Here is a 20,024-nt window from a genome sequence, read left to right as displayed (position 1 = left end):
TTTAAGCTAACTTCTTGTTTTCTAAGAAGTTTTCCGAGAGGTCTACGCCGGAAGAGGTGCGCATTATAGGCACCTCAGATTTGCCGTCAAGGGTTTATTGCGGATTTATTACTGGATTAGCTGATTTAGTTCGAATACGCGGTAAAAGCCTTGCTATAGCCGGCACACGCAAGAGCATCAGAGTAGCCCCAATCAGAGCATAGAGACTCCACTCCTTGAGATCGGCACGCACGATCCAAAGCATGTGCAGCAGCCCCAACGCCAGAATCCCATAAACCGCGCGGTGCAACTTCTTCCAGCGCCGTCCCAGCCGCCGCTGGCTATAGCGGTTAGAGGTTACCGCCAATGCTAACAATCCAAGGAAACCAAGTGCCCCTACTATTATATAAGGACGCTTACGCAACTCGACGCCCAACTGCCCCCAATCAAGCCCAAGGACAAATACGCAATAGGCGCTCAGGTGCAGCACTACAAAGGCAAAACTCCAAAGACCAAGTTGCCTGCGGGTAATAATCCAACCCGACCAACCCGTAACCTTTTGCAGCGGCGTCATCGACAAGGTAATAAACAGTAGAACCAATGTCCCTAAGCCGAGCCTATCGACCAGCGTTTTACCGGGATCAGGGCCCAACGCGAAAGTCCAAGCCTCATATAGCCAGTAGAGCGGTACCGCAGCAATCACGATAAAAACCATCAAACGCCAAAGCGGGTAGCGCATCAGTAGTTAACCTTCAGATCCATACCGCTGTAGAGCGATGCGACTTCGTCGCCATACCCATTAAACATCAAGGTGTCGCGCACATTAGGGCTAAACAGGCCACTTGGCAGGCGTCGCTCACGTGCTTGAGTCCAGCGGGGGTGATCAACCTTTGGATTAACGTTGGCGTAGAAACCATATTCATCGGCAGCAATCGACTGCCAGGTACTTTTCGGCTGCTCCTCAACCAAACTAATACGTACTATCGACTTGATGCTTTTAAAGCCGTACTTCCAAGGCACGACCAAACGCAGCGGCGCACCATTCTGATTTGGCAGTACCAGGCCATACATGCCGACAGCCAGAATCGCCAAAGGATTCATCGCCTCATCGAGGCGCAAGCCTTCAATATATGGCCAGTCGATCAAACCAAAGCTCGACTGCTGCCCCGGCAAATCCTTGCGATCAACCAAGGTTTCAAAGCGAATGTATTTAGCTTTACTGGTCGGCTGAACCTGTTTAAGCAGTGCAGAAAGCGGAAAGCCCATCCATGGAATAACCATCGACCACGCTTCAACGCAACGCAAACGATAGATGCGCTCTTCCAGTTCGTAAGGTTTGATGAAGTCTTCTAGGGCATAGCGTCCTGGCTTGGCTACTTCACCATCGATCACAACAGACCAAGGTTCAGTTTTCAGCGCAGCAGCATTAGCCGCCGGGTCGCTTTTGTCCGCGCCCAGTTCATAGAAGTTATTGTAATGAGTGGCATCCTTGAAAGGTGTTATGGCCTCACCTTTAACGGTGACTGCCTGCCATTGAGTTGTCGCGAGCTTCTGCTTAAACCACGCCGGACCATCAATGGCCTCAACACCAGGATAACGTGAAGCCTCTTGAGCAAACGACATGCCGGGCATCGCCGACAGCGCCAAGCCCGCAAGTGAACCACCGAGGAAGGTACGACGGGAAAGGTAAAGTGCTTCTGGGGTTACATCCGCCTCAGAACAGGCGGATGCAGCTGGAACCTTAATCAACATAGAGAACTCCGCGGCTACAGGTAAGCAATGACCAGTAGACCACGAAGCCTCTTTGAAATTACATCAGACAGCTTTTTTACGGCGACGCAACTGCAACAAATATTGAATTGGCCCTGAAAACGCATACGCCAGGAAGATGATCAACAAAATGCGTGGCGGATCACTGAAGATCACAGCAAAGCCTAAAACTACAGCCAGGATGGCGACAAAAGGCACCCTCCCCTTGAGGTCAAGGTCTTTGAAGCTGTGGTATTTGATATTGCTGACCATGAGCATCCCGGCAGCAGCAACCAAGATCGCAACCACAAAGGCCATCTTCGAGCCCTGAATGCCAAAATCGCTAAATGCCCACACAGTACCCGCCACCACACCTGCAGCAGCAGGACTGGCCAAGCCGATAAAGTAGCGTTTGTCGGTGCTGCCAATCTGGGTATTGAAGCGCGCCAAACGCAGCGCAGCGCCTGCCACATAGATGAAGGCGACCATCCAGCCGACCTTACCCAAGCTGCCCAACGCCCACTCGAATGCCAGCAACGCAGGAGCGACACCAAATGCGACCATATCGGACAACGAATCATACTCAGCGCCGAATGCACTTTGAGTATTGGTCATGCGTGCAACACGCCCATCAAGACCGTCCAGCACCATGGCAACGAATACTGCCGCGGCCGCCACATAGTAATTGCCGTTCATGGCATTGATGATTGCGTAGAAACCGGCGAACAGATTTGCTGTGGTGAACAGGTTCGGCAGCAAGTACACGCCACGATGACGGACCTTGCGCCCTTCGTCGTCATGGCCTTCTTCTTCATGTTCATCGACCGGCAAAAGACTTTCTGCGTCGGGAGCCGAATTAGGCTCTTCTGGGCGTTCGCTCATGGGTATACCTTGCAACGGGATTGAAAATTCAGCGCCTATGGTACAGCGCTAAGCACATTATATAAGCCTAATCATTACGCGCTTTATACCAGAAGGATACTGACAGCATAAAAAAACGCGGCTAATAGCCGCGTTTTTATATAAGTCGGTGAGACTTAGTTTTTAGCTTTGTCGACGATCTTGTTCGCAGAAATCCACGGCATCATCGAACGCAGCTGCTCGCCAACAACTTCAATGCCATGGGCAGCGTTGTTGCGACGGTAAGCAGTCATCGAAGGATAGTTAGCAGCGCCTTCCTGGATGAACATTTTAGCGTATTCGCCATCTTGGATGCGCTTCAGAGCGTTACGCATAGCTTGACGAGATTCAGCGTTGATAACCTCTGGACCGGTAACGTACTCACCGTATTCAGCGTTGTTCGAGATCGAGTAGTTCATGTTGGCGATACCGCCTTCGTACATGAGGTCAACGATCAGCTTCAGCTCGTGCAAGCACTCGAAGTAAGCCATTTCTGGAGCGTAGCCTGCTTCAACCAAGGTTTCGAAGCCTGCCTTAACGAGCTCAACGCAACCGCCACACAGAACAGCTTGCTCGCCGAACAGGTCGGTTTCAGTTTCGTCTTTAAAGGTGGTTTCGATGATACCGGTACGGCCGCCGCCCACGCCCGAAGCGTAAGACAATGCTACGTTTTTAGCGTTGCCCGAAGCATCTTGGTAGATTGCGATCAGGTCAGGAATACCGCCGCCCTTTACGAACTCGGAACGTACAGTGTGGCCCGGTGCTTTTGGCGCGATCATGATCACGTCAAGGTCGCTGCGCGGAACAACTTGGTTGTAGTGAATCGCGAAACCGTGGGAGAAAGCCAGGGTAGCGCCCTGCTTGATGTTCGGTTCGATTTCATTCTTGTACAGCTGCGACTGAAACTCGTCTGGAGTCAGGATCATAACCAGATCAGCAGCGGCAACAGCGGTAGCAACATCAGCAACTTTCAAGCCGTGGGCTTCAGCCTTGGCGACAGTTGCAGAACCCTTACGCAGGCCAACAGTGACATCAACACCCGAGTCTTTCAGGTTGCACGCTTGAGCGTGGCCTTGCGAACCGTAACCGATAACGGCAACTTTTTTGCCCTGGATGATGGAAAGGTCACAATCTTTGTCGTAAAAAACTTTCATGTTCTTGGCTCTTTTAATCGAGAAATGAGTGGGTGCAAGCACCGCGACCGAGACACTTTAAGTGATCCAACCCATTGCGTAAAATGATATATTTGCAACACAACATGCCGATATATGAAATAACCATGGACAGCCACGCCCTTATCCTTTTTCTGTCTTTAGCCGACAACCTGCACTTCGGCAAAACCAGCCGTGAGCAGCACGTCAGCCCGTCGGCACTCAGCCGTAGCATCAAACAATTGGAGGATGAACTCGGCGCGCAATTGTTTTTGCGCGATAACCGCTCTGTTCGCCTGACCCGTGAAGGGCAGCAGTTTCGCGAATACGCCAAGAATGTCATAAGCGGCTGGCAAACCATGCGCCAGACCTTTAAGCAAGATCAAGCGATCCTGCACGGGGAGCTTTCGCTCTATTGTTCGGTGACGGCCAGTTACAGCTTTCTCTACGATATTCTCAGCAGCTTTCGCCAAGACTACCCTCGTATTGAAATGAAGCTACACACCGGTGATGCAGCAAAAGCTGTGGAGCGAATTCAAGAAGGTCTAGAAGACCTGGCCATCGGCGCCCGCCCCGACAGCTTGCCAACCGGCGTTGCATTTCAACCGATTGCCCGCTCGGCGCTCTGCTTTATCGGCCCACAGTCACCCCAGCTATTGACCGATGAGCAAGTTAAGCAACCCAGCGCTGCTAGTTGGCGCGATGTGCCGATGATTCTTTCTGAAGAGAGCCTGGCGCGCACGCGCACAGATCGTTGGCTAAAAAGCCACAACATCAAACCGCGGATTTATGCTCAAGTTAGCGGTAATGAAGCCATCGTCAGCATGGTCAGCCTGGGCTTCGGCATTGGTGTAGTGCCACAAATCGTACTCGACAACAGCCCACTGACAGCGCGAATCCGCACCTACGATATCCAACCACCACTGACTGCATATGACATCGGCCTGTTCGCGCTGGAAAAACATCTCAAAGCGCCGCTCATTAATGCGTTCTGGAATCGGCAGCGCTAATCAAAGGCAAAAAAAACCCGCAAAAAATGCGGGTTTTTTTAAATACAACGCAATCAGATACTCAGTACCTTGTCGCCACGGGCTATGCCAGTGACACCACTGCGCACAGTTTCAAGGATTGAGGCTGTGCCGACTGCCTGAATAAAGCTATCCAGCTTATCGCTCGTGCCGGTCAACTGAATGGTGTAAACGCTGGTGGTTACATCGACGATCTGGCCACGGAAGATATCCGTTGTGCGCTTGACCTCGGCGCGCTGTGCGCCGGTGGCCTTGACCTTAACCAGCATCAACTCCCGCTCAATGTGCGAGCTCTCGGACAAATCAACCAGTTTAACGACCTCAACCAGCTTATTGAGGTTTTTGGTGATTTGTTCAATGACATCGTCATGCCCAACAGTGGTCAACGTAAGACGCGACAAGGTCGGGTCTTCGGTTGGCGCTACCGTCAGGCTTTCGATGTTGTAGTTACGCTGAGAAAACAGGCCCACTACACGGGACAACGCGCCTGGTTCGTTTTCCAGCAACAGGGAAATAATGTGTCGCATGATTAAGTCCGCTCCGTCTTGCTCAGCCACATGTCGCGCATTGCACCGTCTTTGATATGCATCGGATAGACGTGCTCACTGGTATCAACCTGAATATCGAGGAATACCAAGCGATCTTTCATCGCAAAGGCTTTTTCCATCATAGGTTTCAGGTCTTTAAGGTCAGTGATGCGCATGCCAACATGGCCATAGGCCTCGACCAACTTAACGAAGTCCGGCAACGACTCCATATAAGAGTGCGAGTGACGGCTGTTGTAGTTCATGTCCTGCCATTGGCGCACCATACCCAGCGCACCATTGTTCAAGTTGATGATTTTCACCGGCAAATCGTACTGCAGGCAGGTCGACAGTTCCTGAATGTTCATCTGGATACTGCCTTCACCCGTGACACAGGCAACGTCGTCATCCGGGAAGCTTAATTTAACGCCCATTGCAGCAGGAAAACCAAAGCCCATGGTGCCCAGACCGCCGGAGTTGATCCAACGATTAGGCTTGTTGAAGCGGTAATACTGCGCAGCAAACATCTGGTGCTGACCCACGTCGGAGGTGACGTAGGCGTTCCCCTCAGTCACTTCGCACAAGGTTTCGATCACAGTCTGCGGTTTGATGATGCTGCCGTCGCCCTTGTCATAAGGGAACATGCCGCGATCACCGCGCCACTCTTCAATCTGCTTCCACCAGCTGGATAGCGCCTCTTTGTTTGGCTTCTCGCCAATTTCCTTGAGGATCGCAACCATCTCGCTCAACACGCTCTCAACCGGTCCAACAATAGGCACATCGGCTTTGATGGTTTTTGAGATCGACGCCGGGTCGATGTCGATGTGGATAATTTTTGCATTCGGGCAGAACTTCGCCGGACCGTTAATTACACGGTCATCAAAGCGTGCGCCAACAGCGAAGATCACATCCGCGTGGTGCATCGCCAAGTTGGCGGTGTAGCTACCGTGCATGCCAAGCATGCCGAGGAACTGACGATCAGTGCCTGGGTAGCCGCCCAAGCCCATCAGCGTATTGGTCACCGGGATATTGAGCATCTGCGCCAGCTCGGTCAGCGGCTCAGCGGCGTGACCCAAGATGACCCCACCACCGGAGTAAATGACCGGGCGCTTGGCTGCAAGCAGCACTTCAGCCGCCTTGCGAATCTGACCAGAGTGGCCACGCAAAGCCGGGCTGTAAGAGCGCAACTTGACCTTCTTCGGAAAGACGTACTCGAACTTCTCCGCAGGGTTGGTCATGTCTTTCGGGATATCGACAACCACTGGACCCGGACGACCGGACTCAGCCAGATAAAAGGCTTTCTTCAACACTTCAGGAATTTCAGAGGCGTGCTTGATCATAAAGCTGTGCTTCACGATAGGACGCGAGATACCGATCATGTCGGTTTCCTGGAAGGCATCAGTGCCGACCATGCTGCTCGGCACCTGACCCGACAGAACCACCATGGGAATGGAGTCCATGTAGGCAGTGGCAATGCCGGTAATTGCGTTGGTTGCACCAGGACCCGAGGTCACCAGCACCACGCCTGCCTTACCAGTCGCCCGCGCGTAGCCATCGGCCATATGTGTTGCGGCTTGTTCATGGCGAACCAGAATGTGGTTCACCTCTGGTTCTTTGAACAGCGCATCATAGATATGCAGTAAGGCACCACCTGGGTACCCATAAATATTCTTAACGCCTTCGTCACGCAAAAAGCGAACGACCATTTCAGCGCCGGATAAAAGCTCCACGTTGATCACCTCTAAAACGCCAGAAACCGCCCATAAAGAGGACGGTCTAAAATAGGTTTTACTGCCAAGCAGAGCATGAGCGACGGTGGTCGCCGACTACGTCAGCTACTACTGAGCAAGTATTGGGAACGCCCCAAAGTGTTGCGGGGACTTCCCACCCAGCGCGAGGTAACGCGTTGCGGGTGTTGCAAGGTCGGCGCGGGTGTGCACCTCATCTCTACTGAGCTAAAGCCTGCTTGCGGCCGACTCCACTACAGCGAACGTGGGATTGTTGTGACTGAGCGCCTTTAAGTCAAGCAATCTGTGCATGAATCGACAATCTTCTGCTGTAACCTAGTGCAGGATGGCGCTCTCGCGCTATTGGTTATAGTAGTCTTAGGTATCGCAGTACTTTACTAAGGAAACAGCATGCGCCGTATGATTCTCACCACCAGTCTGTTACTCGCTCTCAGCTCTACAGCGATGGCAAGTCAGGTGTATAAGTGGGTTGACGCACAAGGGGTGACCCACTTTGGCGCACAGCCCCCACAAGGCCAGCAAAGCACTGAAATCAATACGGCAGCGCCAACGCCCTCTGGCAAACCTGCGGTAGAAGACCCCGCACCCACCTTTGACGATGTAGCCGACCCAGAACAGGCTGAGATCGACAAGAAGGTAAAGCAGGAAGTGGCGGCCAAAGAAGCCGAACGCAAACAGTACTGCACGGATGTCAGAACCAGCCTTGCGCAAATAGAGAACAACCCACGTGTTCGGGTTGAGGTCGACGGGGAAGTGCGGCGGATCACCGAAGAAGAACGGCAAAAACGCATTGCTGAAACGAAGAAAGCCATTAGCGAGAACTGCCAGTAAGACTGGCAGTTTCTATCTGAGCCTAAGCTGCTGCGCGACTTAGTTCGCGCCAGTCAGTATGTCGTCAAATTCGCCGAGCAACTTGATCAGCATGCGCGTTTGAGCATTACCCACACCATAGACCTGCTCCGCCATCGGCTGAATCCCGGAAACGCTTGGCAGGGGTGCGCCCTGCTCAAGTATCACCTTCATGCGCGGCAAAAAGATCCACTGCAGCCATTGCTCAAATGGCATGCTGTCAACGCAAAAAGGCTCACGACTGGCCATGGCCTCATCGCTTGGTGGGTGCTCTGCCCACCAACCCTGCGCACGTAATTCGCACTCAATCAACAGCAATTGCTCAGCAATTTCAGGTGTTCGCGCATCCATTACAGCGTGGCCTTAGCGCGCTCGCGGGCTTGGGCAGCACCTGCCGCGTCACCCTGCTTTTCACGGGACTGTGCAACCAAATCCCACAGGCTGGCTTGCAGTTGTGGCCGCCCATTCGCATAGCTCAGACCACGGCGGGCAAACTGTTCAGCTTGCGCCGCATCCCCCTGAGCCAGTCGAACCTCGGCCAGACGGTAAAGCACTTGCGGTTCACGAGGGGCGATACGTTGAGCACGCTCAAGGCTTGAAGCCGCACCGTCTAGATCACCGTCACCTTGTTGCTGCTGTGCAGTTGTCAGCAGCGCGAGCACCGGACCATCAAGTTGCTCGTCTGCCGATAAGCCACCCGACGAACTAGGCGCGCTTCCACTATTACTGGCAGGCGCTTGAGGTGCGCTTGGCTGTGAGTAGGGATTAGTCGGTGCCGAATCGTTGGTAACCGGGCCCGTAGTGATTGGACCTGTGGTAATTGGCGAGGTACTCAACGGCTGGCTACCAGAGCCGCCCGGGGTACCCGGGATCATGACCACAACACCAGAGTCTTGCGGCTGCGCTTGTGGCGTATAGGTCGGTGCAGAACCGCCACCCACGCGATCCATACGATTGGCAGAGGCTGGCGCACCGGAGTCAACGACCGGAATCGAGCCATTTGGCACGCTTGAGCAACCGGCCAATACTGCAGAAGCTGTTATTGCTGGAATTAACCACTTAATCACGTTACGCCCTCTTCCCTTAATTCATCCAGCCACGAACCCAGTCCATAACCGAGTCAACCGGTGCCTGAATACCACATCCTGAGCCAGGTGCCGGCTCACTACCTCGAATATACGGCATCTGCACGGCACCCGGGCAGCTGGAATCAGAGCCTTGACCGGTCTTTGCATCAACCCAAGCCTGCACAACGTTATCAGGCTGTGGCATATCCAATGGCAACGGGTCGGCTTTAGCCATAAAGCTTGTCCACACTTGCAATGCACCTGTCGCGCCGGTAAGCGGTGTTGGGCCGTTATCATCACGACCCAACCACACGACAGCCAGAACATCCTGGCTGAAACCAGCAAACCAGCTGTCGCGCGAGTCGTTACTGGTACCGGTCTTACCCGCCAGGTTCAACGAGCGCGGTAACTGGTTATAGACCGAGCGGCCAGTGCCTTCACGCATCACACGCTGCATCGCGTTTTGTAGCAGGTAAATCGAGCCGGCATCAAAACGCTGCTGAATCTGGAATGGGTAGCGCTTGAGCGGTTCACCTTCAGCCGTCAGCACACTACGAATACCACGTAAAGGCGTATTAAAACCGCCATTGGCAATAGTCTGATACATACCCGCGACGTCCATCGGGCTCAACGAGCCCGCACCCAACAGCATTGACGGGTACGCAGGCCACTCACGCTCAACACCGAGCCGCGCTAGTGTTTTGAGCACGTTAGGTACGCCCAGTTCCAAACCTAACTTGGAAGTCGACAAGTTGTACGAATGGGCCAAGCCTTGATACAGGAAGATTGTCCCGTGGGACTTGCGATCATAATTCTGCGGACGCCACACCTGGCCATCCTGGCCCTTAACCGAAAACGCCTCATCTTTAATAAAGCTGGTCAAGGTGTACTGGCTTGGTCGTTCCAGTGCCGTCAAGTAAACCGCCGGCTTAACCAAGGATCCGATTGGGCGCACAGCATCAATAGCCCGGTTGAAACCGGCAAAGTTACGCTGACGACCGCCCAGTAAAGCTTGCACCTCACCCGTTTCCGGATTGGTGACGACCATTCCCGCCTCGACCTTATCGACACCTTTACGGCCCGACAGACGTTTAAGGGTGCCGCTGAGTGCATCCTCAGCCTTAAGCTGCATGATCGGATCAAAACTGGTGAAGATACGCAGCCCTTCTTCAGTCAAATCTTCGTCACGGTAATCTTGTCGTAGTTGGCGTTTGACCAGATCGAGGAACGCGGGAAACGAACCATTAGACATGTTGCCGCGGGTGGTTACACCCAATGGTCGCGCCTTGGCAGCCGCCGCTTGCTCAGGCGTAACCACGCCCTGAGTTGCGAGCAGATCAAGAATCATATCGCGACGGGTTTTAGCGCGCTCAGGATGACGGCGTGGGTTGTAATAGCTCGGCCCTTTAACCATACCGACCAGCAATGCGACTTGTTCCAGATGCAACTCGGACAAGGGTTGGCTAAAGAAGTACTGGCTAGCCAAACCAAAGCCGTGCACCGAACGATTGCCATCCTGACCGAGGAACACTTCATTGAGGTACGCCTCAAGGATGTCTTTCTTGTCGTAGTGTAGCTCCAGCAGCACGGCCATCATTGCTTCTGTGGCTTTACGTGAGAGGCTGCGTTCGTTGGTCAGGTAGAAGTTTTTCACCAACTGCTGAGTCAAGGTACTGCCGCCCTGACGTAACTGGCCGGACGAAGCATTGACCCAAATAGCCCGAGCAATCGACTTAGGCGAAACACCGTGGTGATTAAAAAACTCACGGTCCTCCACGGCCACCAGGGTTTCCACCAGATAAGGCGGGACTTGATCGAGTTTGATCAGCACCCGGTCCTCACGCTGTGCAGGGTAAAGGCCACCAATCAGCATCGGCTCCAAACGCGCAACCGCTAACTTGCCACCGTTGGTTTTGGTCAGACCCGCAACATAATCGCCTGAGAATCGCACACGCACATGTTGTGCAGGCTCGGCCCCCTCATAAAACTGAAAGCCGCGTGAATACAACTCAATATTGTTACCCGCGACCGAAACCCCACCCGGCCCGGCAACCGCACTTTCACGGCGATAGCCCAGGGCATCCAACTCTTTAAGGAAGTCGCTCTTGGCCAGCTTTTCACCGACAAACAGCTCCAAAGGTCTGGCATAAACCTTGGCGGGTACAGTCCAGCGCTTGCCAGAGAACTTCTCTTGGACGACTGCATCGAGGTAAACCGCAAAGCCTGCAAACACCACTAAGCCAACTAAACCAAGCTTTACAGCCCAGCCAAGCCAAGGACGCGTGCCGCGTGAGCGACGTTTAGAACGGGAACGGGAAGATTTAGGTCGAGTCATGGCGCGGCATTATACGCATTTTGTCTGTCACAAGCAGGAGCCGCCCGCCAGTTTGCAGACTGACATTCAGAGGCCATAATGAGCGCCACTTTATACCGTTTAAAACCAAGGACCCTCCGTGAGCCAAGCCCTGATTGAAGCCCTGCAGAACCCGGCCTTGTACCCGCACCCGGTCGACAGTTTCCAAGTGATTGAGACCCACATTTCGTGGGTATTGCTCACAGGCGAATACGCCTACAAGCTCAAGAAGCCGGTTAACTTTGGCTTTCTCGACTTCACTGAACTGAGTGCCCGTGAACACTTTTGCGGCGAAGAGTTGCGGCTCAACCAGCGATTGGCCGAAGGCCTTTACCTCGAAGTTGTCCCCATTAGCGGCAGTGTCGAGGCGCCAAACCTGTCTGGAGACGGCCCAGTTATTGAATACGCGCTGAAAATGCGCCAATTCCCGCAAGACCAGTTACTCAGCGAAGTACAAGCTCGCGGCGAACTCAGCGAAGCGCATATCGACGCTCTGGCCAAGCAAATTGCTCAATTTCACATAAGTGCCCCGCACGTACCACAAGCCCACGAACTGGGAACACCAGAAGCCGTCATGGCTCCGGTTTTACAGAACTTCGAGCAAGCCCGCGCAATGCTTTCAGAAAAAGCGGACTTGGAGCAACTCGACGCACTCGAAGCGTGGGCTGAAACCAGCTTTGAGCGACTCAAGCCACTGCTGGAAAAGCGCAAGGCAGAGGGTTTTATTCGTGAATGCCATGGTGATATTCACCTCGGCAACATCACCCTGCTGGACGGCAAAGTCACGTTATTTGACTGCATTGAGTTCAACGAACCGTTCCGCATGACGGATGTGACTGCAGATGTTGGTTTTCTGGTCATGGACCTTGAAGACCGGGGCCTAAAATGCCTGGCCCGACGTTTTGTCAGCAATTGGTTAGAGTACACTGGCGACTATGCATCACTTAAACTGCTGAACTTCTACAAGGCCTACCGCGCAATGGTTCGCGGCAAGGTCAGCCTGTTCCGCCTGGGCCAAGAAGAAAGCGCAGTGCAGCGTAAGGTCATTCTGCGCCAATACCGCAAGTACGCAGCACTGGCTGAAAGCTATAGCTCAATTCCTTCACGCTTCCTGGCCATCACCCATGGCGTCTCAGCAGTTGGCAAAAGCCAGGTTGCAATGCGCATGGTTGAAGCGCTTGGGGCGATCCGCCTACGTTCAGATGTCGAGCGTAAACGCCTATTTGGCGAACAAACCGAAGCCAACAAAGGCCAGCAAAAACAAGGAATATACGATCAGGACTCCAGCACAGCGACTTACCAACGGCTGCATGAAATTGCTGATGCCGCGCTGCATGCAGGCTTCCCGGTAGTCATTGATGCAACTTACCTCAAACACGAGCAACGCCAAGCGGCAATGCAGATTGCCGAAGAAACCGGCGTGCCGTTTTTGATTCTAAGCTGCAACGCGCCAACAGAGGTGATTGCCGGCTGGCTCAAGCAGCGCCAGCAGGAAGCTCAGGACCCTTCCGATGCGACGATGCAAGTCATCGAAGCACAACTGGCGAACCGCGAACCCCTGACAAGCACCGAGCGAGTCAACGAGCAATGCATTGAAACCAATGACAGCGCAAGTCTCGACAGCTTGGTTGCCCGGATCCGTCAGCGACTGCCTGGCCTGTAACTACACGCATGCGTCCGGGGCAGGCAACCTGCCCCGGCCCTCGATAGCCAGTGATAAACACCCACAAAACCGTCTCTCAGCAGATTCCCCAACGGTTTGACCTCCACGCCTCCAAGCCTTAAATCTCACGCTGTCGATAGCACTCTTGCCCCGCCGAAACGCCTAAGATGTCAATTCGCCACACTTTTCTCAGGGTGCCGCTACACTTTTGTTCAGGTAGTCAAAAGCGATTGTTAAAAATCGCCTATCAGCGGTGCCATGGAGGCTCAATGAACGACGAGCTGCAACACCTGAAAAACTTGGGGAAAACATCCGCGCAGTGGCTGCATGCGGCGGGTATCCACAGCGCCAATGACTTGCGCCGACTAGGTGCGGTCAGCGCCTACCGTGCAGTCAAGGCTCGCGGCTTCAGAGCATCAAAAGTGCTGCTTTACTCGATTGAGGGCGCACTGCTCGACGTGCACTGGAATGAGCTGCCAGAAGCCCACAAGGCCGAATTAAATGGCCAACTAGACGCAGGAAACTCACGCAATAAGAGCTAGCTCACAACCTCTGCCAAGAGTGATTTACCAAAACGGCGGCCCAGCATATTGTCGGAGGGATGTTCGTGCGTTTATGCCTGCCAAGCCAGTTCAAGGAATCACATTATGTATCTACTCGGGGAGCAACCCGCTTACGCCGACCAGCTGATTAACCGACTGCAGAGTATCCCCGGTCAGCTACTGGAAGGCCTGGCACCCTCAGGTGAAATCATTCATGTCGATCAAAATGATGATCTAAGTGCGTGCCTGCCCGACAATAATCTATTCATTATCGACAATGGCTTACTTCACGCCTTGGTCGACGAGCGTCCGCTGTTCTATTTACAAGAAGGCGACCTACTGGGCTTGCGCCAAGGGCTTGAGCTTCCAAGCTGCCGCTACAGCTGCGATGAACCACTGAGCCTGATTCCCTACTCACGTAGCGAAGCCTTCAATCACATCTATGCTGACCCGCGCCGCCAGGAACTGCTGATTCAATACCTGATTGGCCATACCGCCCTGTTGTCGGATGCCCTGGTGCGCTTGAAGCAACCTGACATCCGCCCCTCAACTGGCTTTCAACATTTTGCCGCAGGCGAAGAGCTGATCCATCAGGGCGACGAGGCTGAACACGTATTCGTGATCATCGAAGGCCACGCTGAAGCATTTGTGGATGGGCATAAGGTCGGCGATGTACAGAAAGATGAAATATTTGGTGCCATGGCTGTCTTCACCCACGAACCAAGAAGCGCCACGGTTATAGCCTCTGAAGCTTGCACAGTGATGCTTATTCCTAAAGACCAGTTCCTCAGCCTGATGCAGAGCAATCCGCGTATTGCCCATAGCCTCATCGAGAACATGGCCCGGCGCATTGACCTGCTTAATAAAGAAGTGACTCAACTGCGCTTAAGCAACGAAGCGAAGTAGCAATAAGGACAACGGCCAAGTCAGACCCTGTGAAAACCACTGCGCTCGACAATACAGCGTTATAAACAGGCGAAAAATGCTCATTCAGAGCACCTAAAGTCGAACGCGACCCTGGTGCCTTTTCGCCCGTTTAGGCCTGATATTGCCTTCGCTCGTGACGTTTTCACACACGCTGAAGTGCCGGTTTTTTTGCATCTGCAACACGCCAAAGCAGCCAACGGAAAAAAACGCATAAAAGGCTGTTGACATGATAATGAGAATTGTTACTATTAACTCAACTGGTCGCGAGATCAGCCGATATTCTTCAGAGACCTTCAGTCGGCCTCTCCAGTTTATCTCCTCATCAGGCTAATCACGGTTATTGACCCGGCACTTTTGCCGGGTCTTTTTTTGCCTGCGAAAAGGCATTGAAAATTAATTTAACCAGACAGTTGACATGATAATGAGAATTGTTATTATTCAATCATCTGGTCGCGAGATCAGCTGATAACCTCAAGAGACCTTCAGTCGGCCTCTTCAGATTATCTCCTCATCAGGCTAATCACGGTTATTGACCCGGCATTTTTGCCGGGTCTTTTTTTGCCTGCGCAAAAGTACCGGAACGAACGTCAAAGATGGAAGGATGCACAGAGCCTGACGTCGTCAGTTGAGAGCAAAGACCTTAACGCTTGCGCAGCTCGGCGCAATGATCCTTTTCTTCAACAGCAGCGGTGTACCAGACGAAATCAGCTTGCTCGGCACTAACGGCCTTATCTACTTCGCTGAGAATCAGCACAGCATGGGCTGTTGTATCGCCAATATCACGCAAATGCAGCGGCACACCTAAATCACGGCGTACATGAAAGGCACCAGCCAGTAATACCGCTGGTTTATCTGCCGCCTTCAGGCGCTCTGCCATGCGCCGGTCCCGCTGCTGTTGCACAGCAAGCATGGCGGGTAGCTGGCTGTTGGGGAGCAAGCCGCAATGCGACTCACGGATTTGCTCAAGCAAAGGCGTACGCACCGACGTGGCGGTTGAGACTGCGCCGCTCAGGACTGGCTGCTTGCGGTAGATTTGCATCATCTCTGTGCGGTCCAAATTCGCCGCCAACAGGCTCACAGGCTGTTTAAGGCTATACCGCACAATGGGGCCATACATCGACCAATCCCACCCTTCCTGCCAATCCAGCTGTTTTGTTAAATCCGCAAAGGGTTGGCCTGCGCGTAATGCTTTTTGCGCTTGGTCGACTGCGGACTGTTGGCTGCTTGTGAGCATTTCCAGCAGTATGCTGCCCTGCTCACGCCGCTGCGCCATCGCCTGCAGCAACCACAGCTCTAGCGCATGATGATCCGGGTTATCGTGCTGCTCGCCAATCAATACCTGGCCCGCTGCCGAGAGCCGTTCAACCAGCTCAGTTGCAGTCAAGGTTTCACCACTGTGCAAATCCTTGATCTGCCCAAGGTTGGCGGCGTCTCGCCCTTGCGGGCTTTGCCAGTCGGGTAACATTGGCAGTGACGCCTGACAGCCCGCGAGCAAAGCCAAACCGATAAAAATCAAGTGGCGCATAGCAATCCTTATCGCGCGATGACCAGTGGATGACCCCGTTCTGGGTGTTGCTGAATCAACACCTCCAGACCAAATACCTCGCGCAACGGTTCGGCCTTCAGAACGTCGGCCGGGCTACCGATCAAACAGGCCTGTCCTTTGTCGAGCAGCAGCAGTTGATCACAATACCGGGCAGCCAGATTAAGGTCATGCAGGATCACCATCACCGCAGCACCGGCCTCGGCAAAGGTTCGGGTAGCTTGCAAAGTGGTGTGCTGGTGCAAGGGGTCAAGCATTGAGGTGGGCTCATCCAGCAGCAGGGTTTGCCCTTCACTGCCCGGCCATAACTGCGCCAGTACTCTAGCCAAATGCACCCGCTGGCGCTCTCCCCCAGAAAGCGCTAGATAGCTACGCCCTTTCAGATGTGCAGCATCGGCAGCGGTTAGGGCACAGCTGATAATCTGCGCATCACGCACCGCGCCACTGGAATGTGGCAAACGGCCCATGGCAACCACTTGTTCAACCAAAAAACCAAAGTTAAGTGTTGAGCTTTGCGGGAGCACGGCTAAACGACGTGCCCTGTCACTACCGGCCCAATCCGCTAAACGCCGCTGATCCAGATAGATCTCACCCTGCGCGACTTCAAGCTCGCCGCATAGCGCCCCCAACAACGTGCTTTTACCCGCCCCATTGGGGCCGAGTACACCCAGTACCTGGCCTGGCTGCAACTTCAGGGTTATCCCAGACAACACAGTGCTAGACCCACGTTTAACCACGACATTCTCGGCTCGCAGCATCAGGCGCGCCCCCGCAACAATAAATACAGAAAGAAAGGCGCACCGATTAATGCGGTAACAATGCCGATGGGCAGTTCGGCTGGGGCAAGCAGTAAGCGGGCGAATAAATCCGCAAAGAGCAACAAGCTCGCACCCGCCAACGCCGACGCAGGTAGCAACAAGCGATGATCAGGCCCCGCTAACAGCCTGATCAGATGTGGCACAACCAAACCGATAAAGCCAATCAGTCCCGCAGCCGCAACGGCAGCCCCCACACCAAGTGCGGTACAGAACACCAACTCGCGCTTGACCCGCTCGACTTCAATCCCCAAATGCCGCGCCTCAGACTCACCCAGCAATAATGCGTTTAACGCATTGGCCCGGCGTGGCAGCCACAGCCCAACGCCAACAGTGACGATCAGCAATGGCCAGAGCCGCGGATAACTGGCGCCATTGAGGCTGCCGAGGTTCCAGAATGTCAGCGTGCGCAGCGTTGCGTCATCAGCCAAATAGGTAAAAAGACCAATAGCTGCACCCGCCAGCGCGGTTAAGGCGATACCCGCCAGCAACATGGTACCAACGTTGGTAACCCCGTCATGTCGACCCAGTCGATAAACCATCGCGGTGACTAACAAGCCACCCACGAATGCACAGGCCGACAATAAATAAGGTGAGACAGCCGCCGGAATACCACCGAACATAGCCCCGCCAACAATTGCCACCGCAGCCCCTAAAGCCGCCCCGCTGGACACGCCTACCAGACCAGGATCGGCCAAAGGGTTACGAAACAACCCTTGCATCGCCACACCGCACAGCGCCAGCACCGCACCAACCGCAGCCCCTAAAAGACTGCGCGGCATACGGATTTGCTCAATGATTAGATGCGCTTGTTCTGCGCCTGCCACTGGAATGCCAAGCATATGAAGCAAGGCCTTTGCAGTATCAACAAGGGTCAGACTGACCGGCCCCAATGCCAAAGACAAGCTGAAGGCACACACCAGCAACACGCCCAGTGCAACAAGCAGTGGGCGCGGTTGGACAACTAATTTCATGGCGTCAACTTGGTATCGGCAGTCAAAGGTTGGCTGTCAGGATAAAAGGCTGTGGACAAGGCCGCCAGTCCATCTGGCAGACGCGGCCCCAAACCACCGACCAACAAGGTTGGGTCAAGGCCGATAAGGCGACCTTCACGTGCCGCTCGGGTGGCGGCCAAAGCCGGGTTTTGCTTGAGTAGCGCTTGCTTGGCCAGGTCCCCCTCAAGGCTGCGATCGGCAATGACGATCACCTGCGGATCAAGTCCAACCAGCGCCTCGCTCGACAACGCCTTATAACCGCTATGGGTTGCCAGATTGATTCCGCCTGCTTGCCTGATTATCCAGTCGGCCGAGGTATCAACCCCACCCGCCATCGGACTGCCACCTGTGTGCCCTAGCAATAACAAAACCTTGGGTGCAGATTGGGTTGTTTGAGCCTGACTCACCCACTGCTGCTGACGCTGCAGACGCTGCTGATAGGTGTCGAAGACCTGCTGTGCACGCGATGGGTCACCGAGCAACTCCCCGATACGCTTTAAATTCGCCTGTAATGCAGGTAACTGCGGGTTAGCTGACAAGCGCTCAATGTTCACACCCGCAGCCTGCAACTGACCGAGCACGGGTGGCGGTCCCATCTCATCACTACCAAGCATTACATCAGGCTTAAGCGCGAGAATACCTTCGGCAGCAAGCTGACGTTGATAGCCAATGCTGGGCAACTCACGTAACGCAGCGGGATGCTGGCTAGTGCTGTCGACGCCAACCAGCTTTGACTCACCGCCCAACTCAACTACCCATTCACTGATCGACCCGCCAGCACTTACCCAGCGCTGTGGCAAAGATTCGGCTTGGGCAATCCCCCAAAACATCAAACCTGCAGCCAGACTTACAACAACTCCACCAATCCCCATACTCATAAACTCCATGACGCCTATCCAAACAAGGCGTCAACGTAGCGATGCGTTAACGCCGGGGTAATACAACAATAGGCGCTACTGCGCAGCTATGGGTAGCGACTCGACCAACTCGCGCCATGTTCTAAGTTCAGGGATACCCGGCTTGCGCGCCCCAAAGAGTTGAATAACCAACTCTCCATCCGCATCAAAGGCTTCAAGGCTGGTGATGACGCCGTCACTGCTTGGCTTACGGACCCGCCACAACTCAGTGATAGCCGGCGTTTTAAGGTGCAGATTAAATTCTGGGTCGAGCACATTGAACCAGCTATCCATCCAGCGCAGTTTTTTCACTGGCCCGCTATGGATCTGGATGCAGTGGCGGTTGCCGACAAACACCATAATGGCGATGTCCCGCTCACTGGCGAGCTCCATTGCCCGAGTTAATTCAGCGGGCTCCAGAGACTCAGCCCACTCACTGCCCGCCAGGCGCAATGCTTGAGTTCTCGCAGCCCCGTGCTTTTTTAACAAGGCAAAAAAATGGTGGGTGTCTTTAAGAGCAGACCAGCCCTCGCGCAATGCCTGCGAATCAATCTCGCTGTCAGCTTTAACCGCAGGCGGTTCGGGCGGTGCCTGTAGTTGCAATTCGGCAGATTGCTGCGGAGCGCGAAAGCGCTCAAGCAAAGGCTCCCATGCAGACAATTCACTGCGATCAGTCAGGAATACTTTGTGAACGGCCATGCCTTGATGATCAAACATCTGGATGCTGCGCTGGGTGCCTTTATCAGTTTGCTCGGCAATGGCAAAGACACTGTTCCAGCCGCCCAAGAACAGACGCAGGTCAATGTCCGCTGACACCACCAAGCCCATTTGACCGCCAGCACTGACAGTCACCTCGCGATACAAGCCTTTGCGCTCATGCACGCAATGCTCATTACGGGTTAACGCCATCACGTGACCCAACTCGCCCAGCGCCGGCAGCAACTCTGCCCACTCAGGGCGCAAACGTACGGCATCTACCGCCAACCGGCTGGCAACCAATTCAGCCTCGCTAACGCTCAGATGTACCGCTGCATCGCGTGCACGCAAGCGAGGCTGAGCGCCGCGTAATTGTTGCCAGTTGCGGTACAGATCACTGGCTTGTACCGGGTTGAGATTACTCATAGCAGAACGGGCTCCTGATTAGTTTTTTTGTCCACGGCTGCGCCACAGATACCCGCAGCACCAAAGGACAGTTGTTATTTTCACCCAACAAATTTACATGATAATCATTTGCAATAGCAAATCAATATCATTACTGTTTGCGCGAATTCCAACAAGCACTCACAGAAGCTGCC

19 protein-coding genes are annotated in these 20,024 nt (G+C 54.0%); 5 read left to right on the top strand and 14 right to left on the bottom strand.

The features are described 5' to 3' along the window. Window positions 1–94: 94 nt before the first annotated feature. The 4 genes from msrQ to ilvC all read right to left on the bottom strand — a co-directional run bounded on the left by msrQ (window position 95) and on the right by ilvC (window position 3,782). Entirely contained in the window at window positions 95–718 is a 624-nt protein-coding gene (msrQ, locus tag ACIGCM_RS10385) for a protein-methionine-sulfoxide reductase heme-binding subunit MsrQ (RefSeq protein WP_397501958.1), read from the bottom strand. Further along, the gene (msrP, locus tag ACIGCM_RS10380) at window positions 718–1,731 is read right to left on the bottom strand and encodes a protein-methionine-sulfoxide reductase catalytic subunit MsrP (RefSeq protein ID WP_397501957.1); all 1,014 of its coding nucleotides are present in this window, start codon (window positions 1,729–1,731) and stop codon (window positions 718–720) included. The genes msrQ and msrP overlap by 1 nt, the downstream gene beginning before the upstream one ends. A 63-nt stretch (window positions 1,732–1,794) precedes the next feature. Continuing rightward, window positions 1,795–2,610, bottom strand: coding sequence for a CDP-diacylglycerol--serine O-phosphatidyltransferase (gene pssA / locus ACIGCM_RS10375; protein WP_397501956.1), 816 nt, complete (start codon window positions 2,608–2,610; stop codon window positions 1,795–1,797). 155 nt (window positions 2,611–2,765) lie between these two features. Next, on the bottom strand, window positions 2,766–3,782 hold the full coding sequence (ilvC, locus tag ACIGCM_RS10370) for a ketol-acid reductoisomerase (protein ID WP_397501955.1): 1,017 nt from the start codon (window positions 3,780–3,782) through the stop codon (window positions 2,766–2,768). Between the two features lie 125 nt (window positions 3,783–3,907). Here ilvC and ilvY point away from each other — a divergent pair, with 125 nt between their 5' ends. Then, a complete protein-coding gene (gene ilvY / locus ACIGCM_RS10365; protein ID WP_397501954.1) occupies window positions 3,908–4,789 on the top strand; it encodes an HTH-type transcriptional activator IlvY in 882 nt (293 codons plus the stop codon). Window positions 4,790–4,842: 53 nt separating this feature from the next. Here the strand turns inward: ilvY and ilvN are convergent, their stop codons facing one another. Beyond that, entirely contained in the window at window positions 4,843–5,334 is a 492-nt protein-coding gene (ilvN, locus tag ACIGCM_RS10360; RefSeq protein WP_087515851.1) for an acetolactate synthase small subunit, read from the bottom strand. 2 nt (window positions 5,335–5,336) lie between these two features. Continuing rightward, window positions 5,337–7,061, bottom strand: coding sequence for an acetolactate synthase 3 large subunit (locus tag ACIGCM_RS10355; protein ID WP_397501953.1), 1,725 nt, complete (start codon window positions 7,059–7,061; stop codon window positions 5,337–5,339). Window positions 7,062–7,469: 408 nt separating this feature from the next. Between ACIGCM_RS10355 and ACIGCM_RS10350 the strand changes: the two genes are divergently transcribed. Next, on the top strand, window positions 7,470–7,910 hold the full coding sequence (locus ACIGCM_RS10350) for a DUF4124 domain-containing protein (RefSeq protein ID WP_397501952.1): 441 nt from the start codon (window positions 7,470–7,472) through the stop codon (window positions 7,908–7,910). Window positions 7,911–7,949: 39 nt separating this feature from the next. Here the strand turns inward: ACIGCM_RS10350 and ACIGCM_RS10345 are convergent, their stop codons facing one another. Genes ACIGCM_RS10345 through mrcB form a run of 3 tightly spaced genes read right to left on the bottom strand, consistent with a single transcriptional unit; the run spans window position 7,950 to window position 11,330 of the window. Then, window positions 7,950–8,279: a YqcC family protein gene (locus ACIGCM_RS10345; protein ID WP_397501951.1), complete on the bottom strand. Its 330-nt coding sequence runs from the start codon at window positions 8,277–8,279 to the stop codon at window positions 7,950–7,952. After that, entirely contained in the window at window positions 8,279–8,995 is a 717-nt protein-coding gene (locus ACIGCM_RS10340; RefSeq protein WP_397501950.1) for a tetratricopeptide repeat protein, read from the bottom strand. Before ACIGCM_RS10340 ends, ACIGCM_RS10345 begins: the two co-directional genes overlap by 1 nt. Before the next feature lie 16 nt (window positions 8,996–9,011). Beyond that, a complete protein-coding gene (gene mrcB, locus ACIGCM_RS10335; protein WP_397501949.1) occupies window positions 9,012–11,330 on the bottom strand; it encodes a penicillin-binding protein 1B in 2,319 nt (772 codons plus the stop codon). A gap of 118 nt (window positions 11,331–11,448) precedes the next feature. Between mrcB and ACIGCM_RS10330 the strand changes: the two genes are divergently transcribed. From ACIGCM_RS10330 to ACIGCM_RS10320, 3 genes are all read left to right on the top strand, one after another. Continuing rightward, complete coding sequence (locus ACIGCM_RS10330; RefSeq protein WP_397501948.1) at window positions 11,449–13,011, top strand: bifunctional aminoglycoside phosphotransferase/ATP-binding protein; 1,563 nt, start codon at window positions 11,449–11,451, stop codon at window positions 13,009–13,011. A 269-nt stretch (window positions 13,012–13,280) separates the two neighbouring features. Further along, window positions 13,281–13,553 (top strand): TfoX/Sxy family protein, encoded by a 273-nt coding sequence (locus ACIGCM_RS10325; protein ID WP_397501947.1) that lies wholly within the window; start codon window positions 13,281–13,283, stop codon window positions 13,551–13,553. 105 nt (window positions 13,554–13,658) lie between these two features. Beyond that, window positions 13,659–14,459, top strand: coding sequence for a Crp/Fnr family transcriptional regulator (locus tag ACIGCM_RS10320; RefSeq protein WP_397501946.1), 801 nt, complete (start codon window positions 13,659–13,661; stop codon window positions 14,457–14,459). A gap of 661 nt (window positions 14,460–15,120) precedes the next feature. Here ACIGCM_RS10320 and ACIGCM_RS10315 read toward each other — a convergent pair. From ACIGCM_RS10315 to ACIGCM_RS10295, 5 genes are all read right to left on the bottom strand, one after another. Next, complete coding sequence (locus ACIGCM_RS10315; protein ID WP_397501945.1) at window positions 15,121–16,005, bottom strand: ChaN family lipoprotein; 885 nt, start codon at window positions 16,003–16,005, stop codon at window positions 15,121–15,123. A gap of 8 nt (window positions 16,006–16,013) precedes the next feature. Then, window positions 16,014–16,781 carry a heme ABC transporter ATP-binding protein gene (locus ACIGCM_RS10310; protein WP_397501944.1) on the bottom strand — a complete coding sequence of 256 codons (768 nt, stop codon included), beginning with the start codon at window positions 16,779–16,781 and terminating at the stop codon, window positions 16,014–16,016. Continuing rightward, window positions 16,781–17,812 carry a FecCD family ABC transporter permease gene (locus ACIGCM_RS10305; RefSeq protein WP_397501943.1) on the bottom strand — a complete coding sequence of 344 codons (1,032 nt, stop codon included), beginning with the start codon at window positions 17,810–17,812 and terminating at the stop codon, window positions 16,781–16,783. Before ACIGCM_RS10305 ends, ACIGCM_RS10310 begins: the two co-directional genes overlap by 1 nt. Next, window positions 17,809–18,705, bottom strand: a complete 897-nt coding sequence (locus tag ACIGCM_RS10300) for a hemin ABC transporter substrate-binding protein (protein WP_397501989.1) — start codon at window positions 18,703–18,705, stop codon at window positions 17,809–17,811. The genes ACIGCM_RS10305 and ACIGCM_RS10300 overlap by 4 nt, the downstream gene beginning before the upstream one ends. Window positions 18,706–18,786: 81 nt before the next feature. Continuing rightward, the gene (locus tag ACIGCM_RS10295; RefSeq protein ID WP_397501942.1) at window positions 18,787–19,851 is read right to left on the bottom strand and encodes a hemin-degrading factor; all 1,065 of its coding nucleotides are present in this window, start codon (window positions 19,849–19,851) and stop codon (window positions 18,787–18,789) included. Between the last annotated feature and the right edge of the window lie 173 nt (window positions 19,852–20,024).

Source organism: Pseudomonas sp. NPDC078700, from assembly GCF_044542375.1.
Lineage (GTDB): Bacteria > Pseudomonadota > Gammaproteobacteria > Pseudomonadales > Pseudomonadaceae > Aquipseudomonas.
The sequence above is the reverse complement of the archived record's forward strand: the minus strand, read 5'-3'. Positions and strand labels throughout refer to the sequence as shown.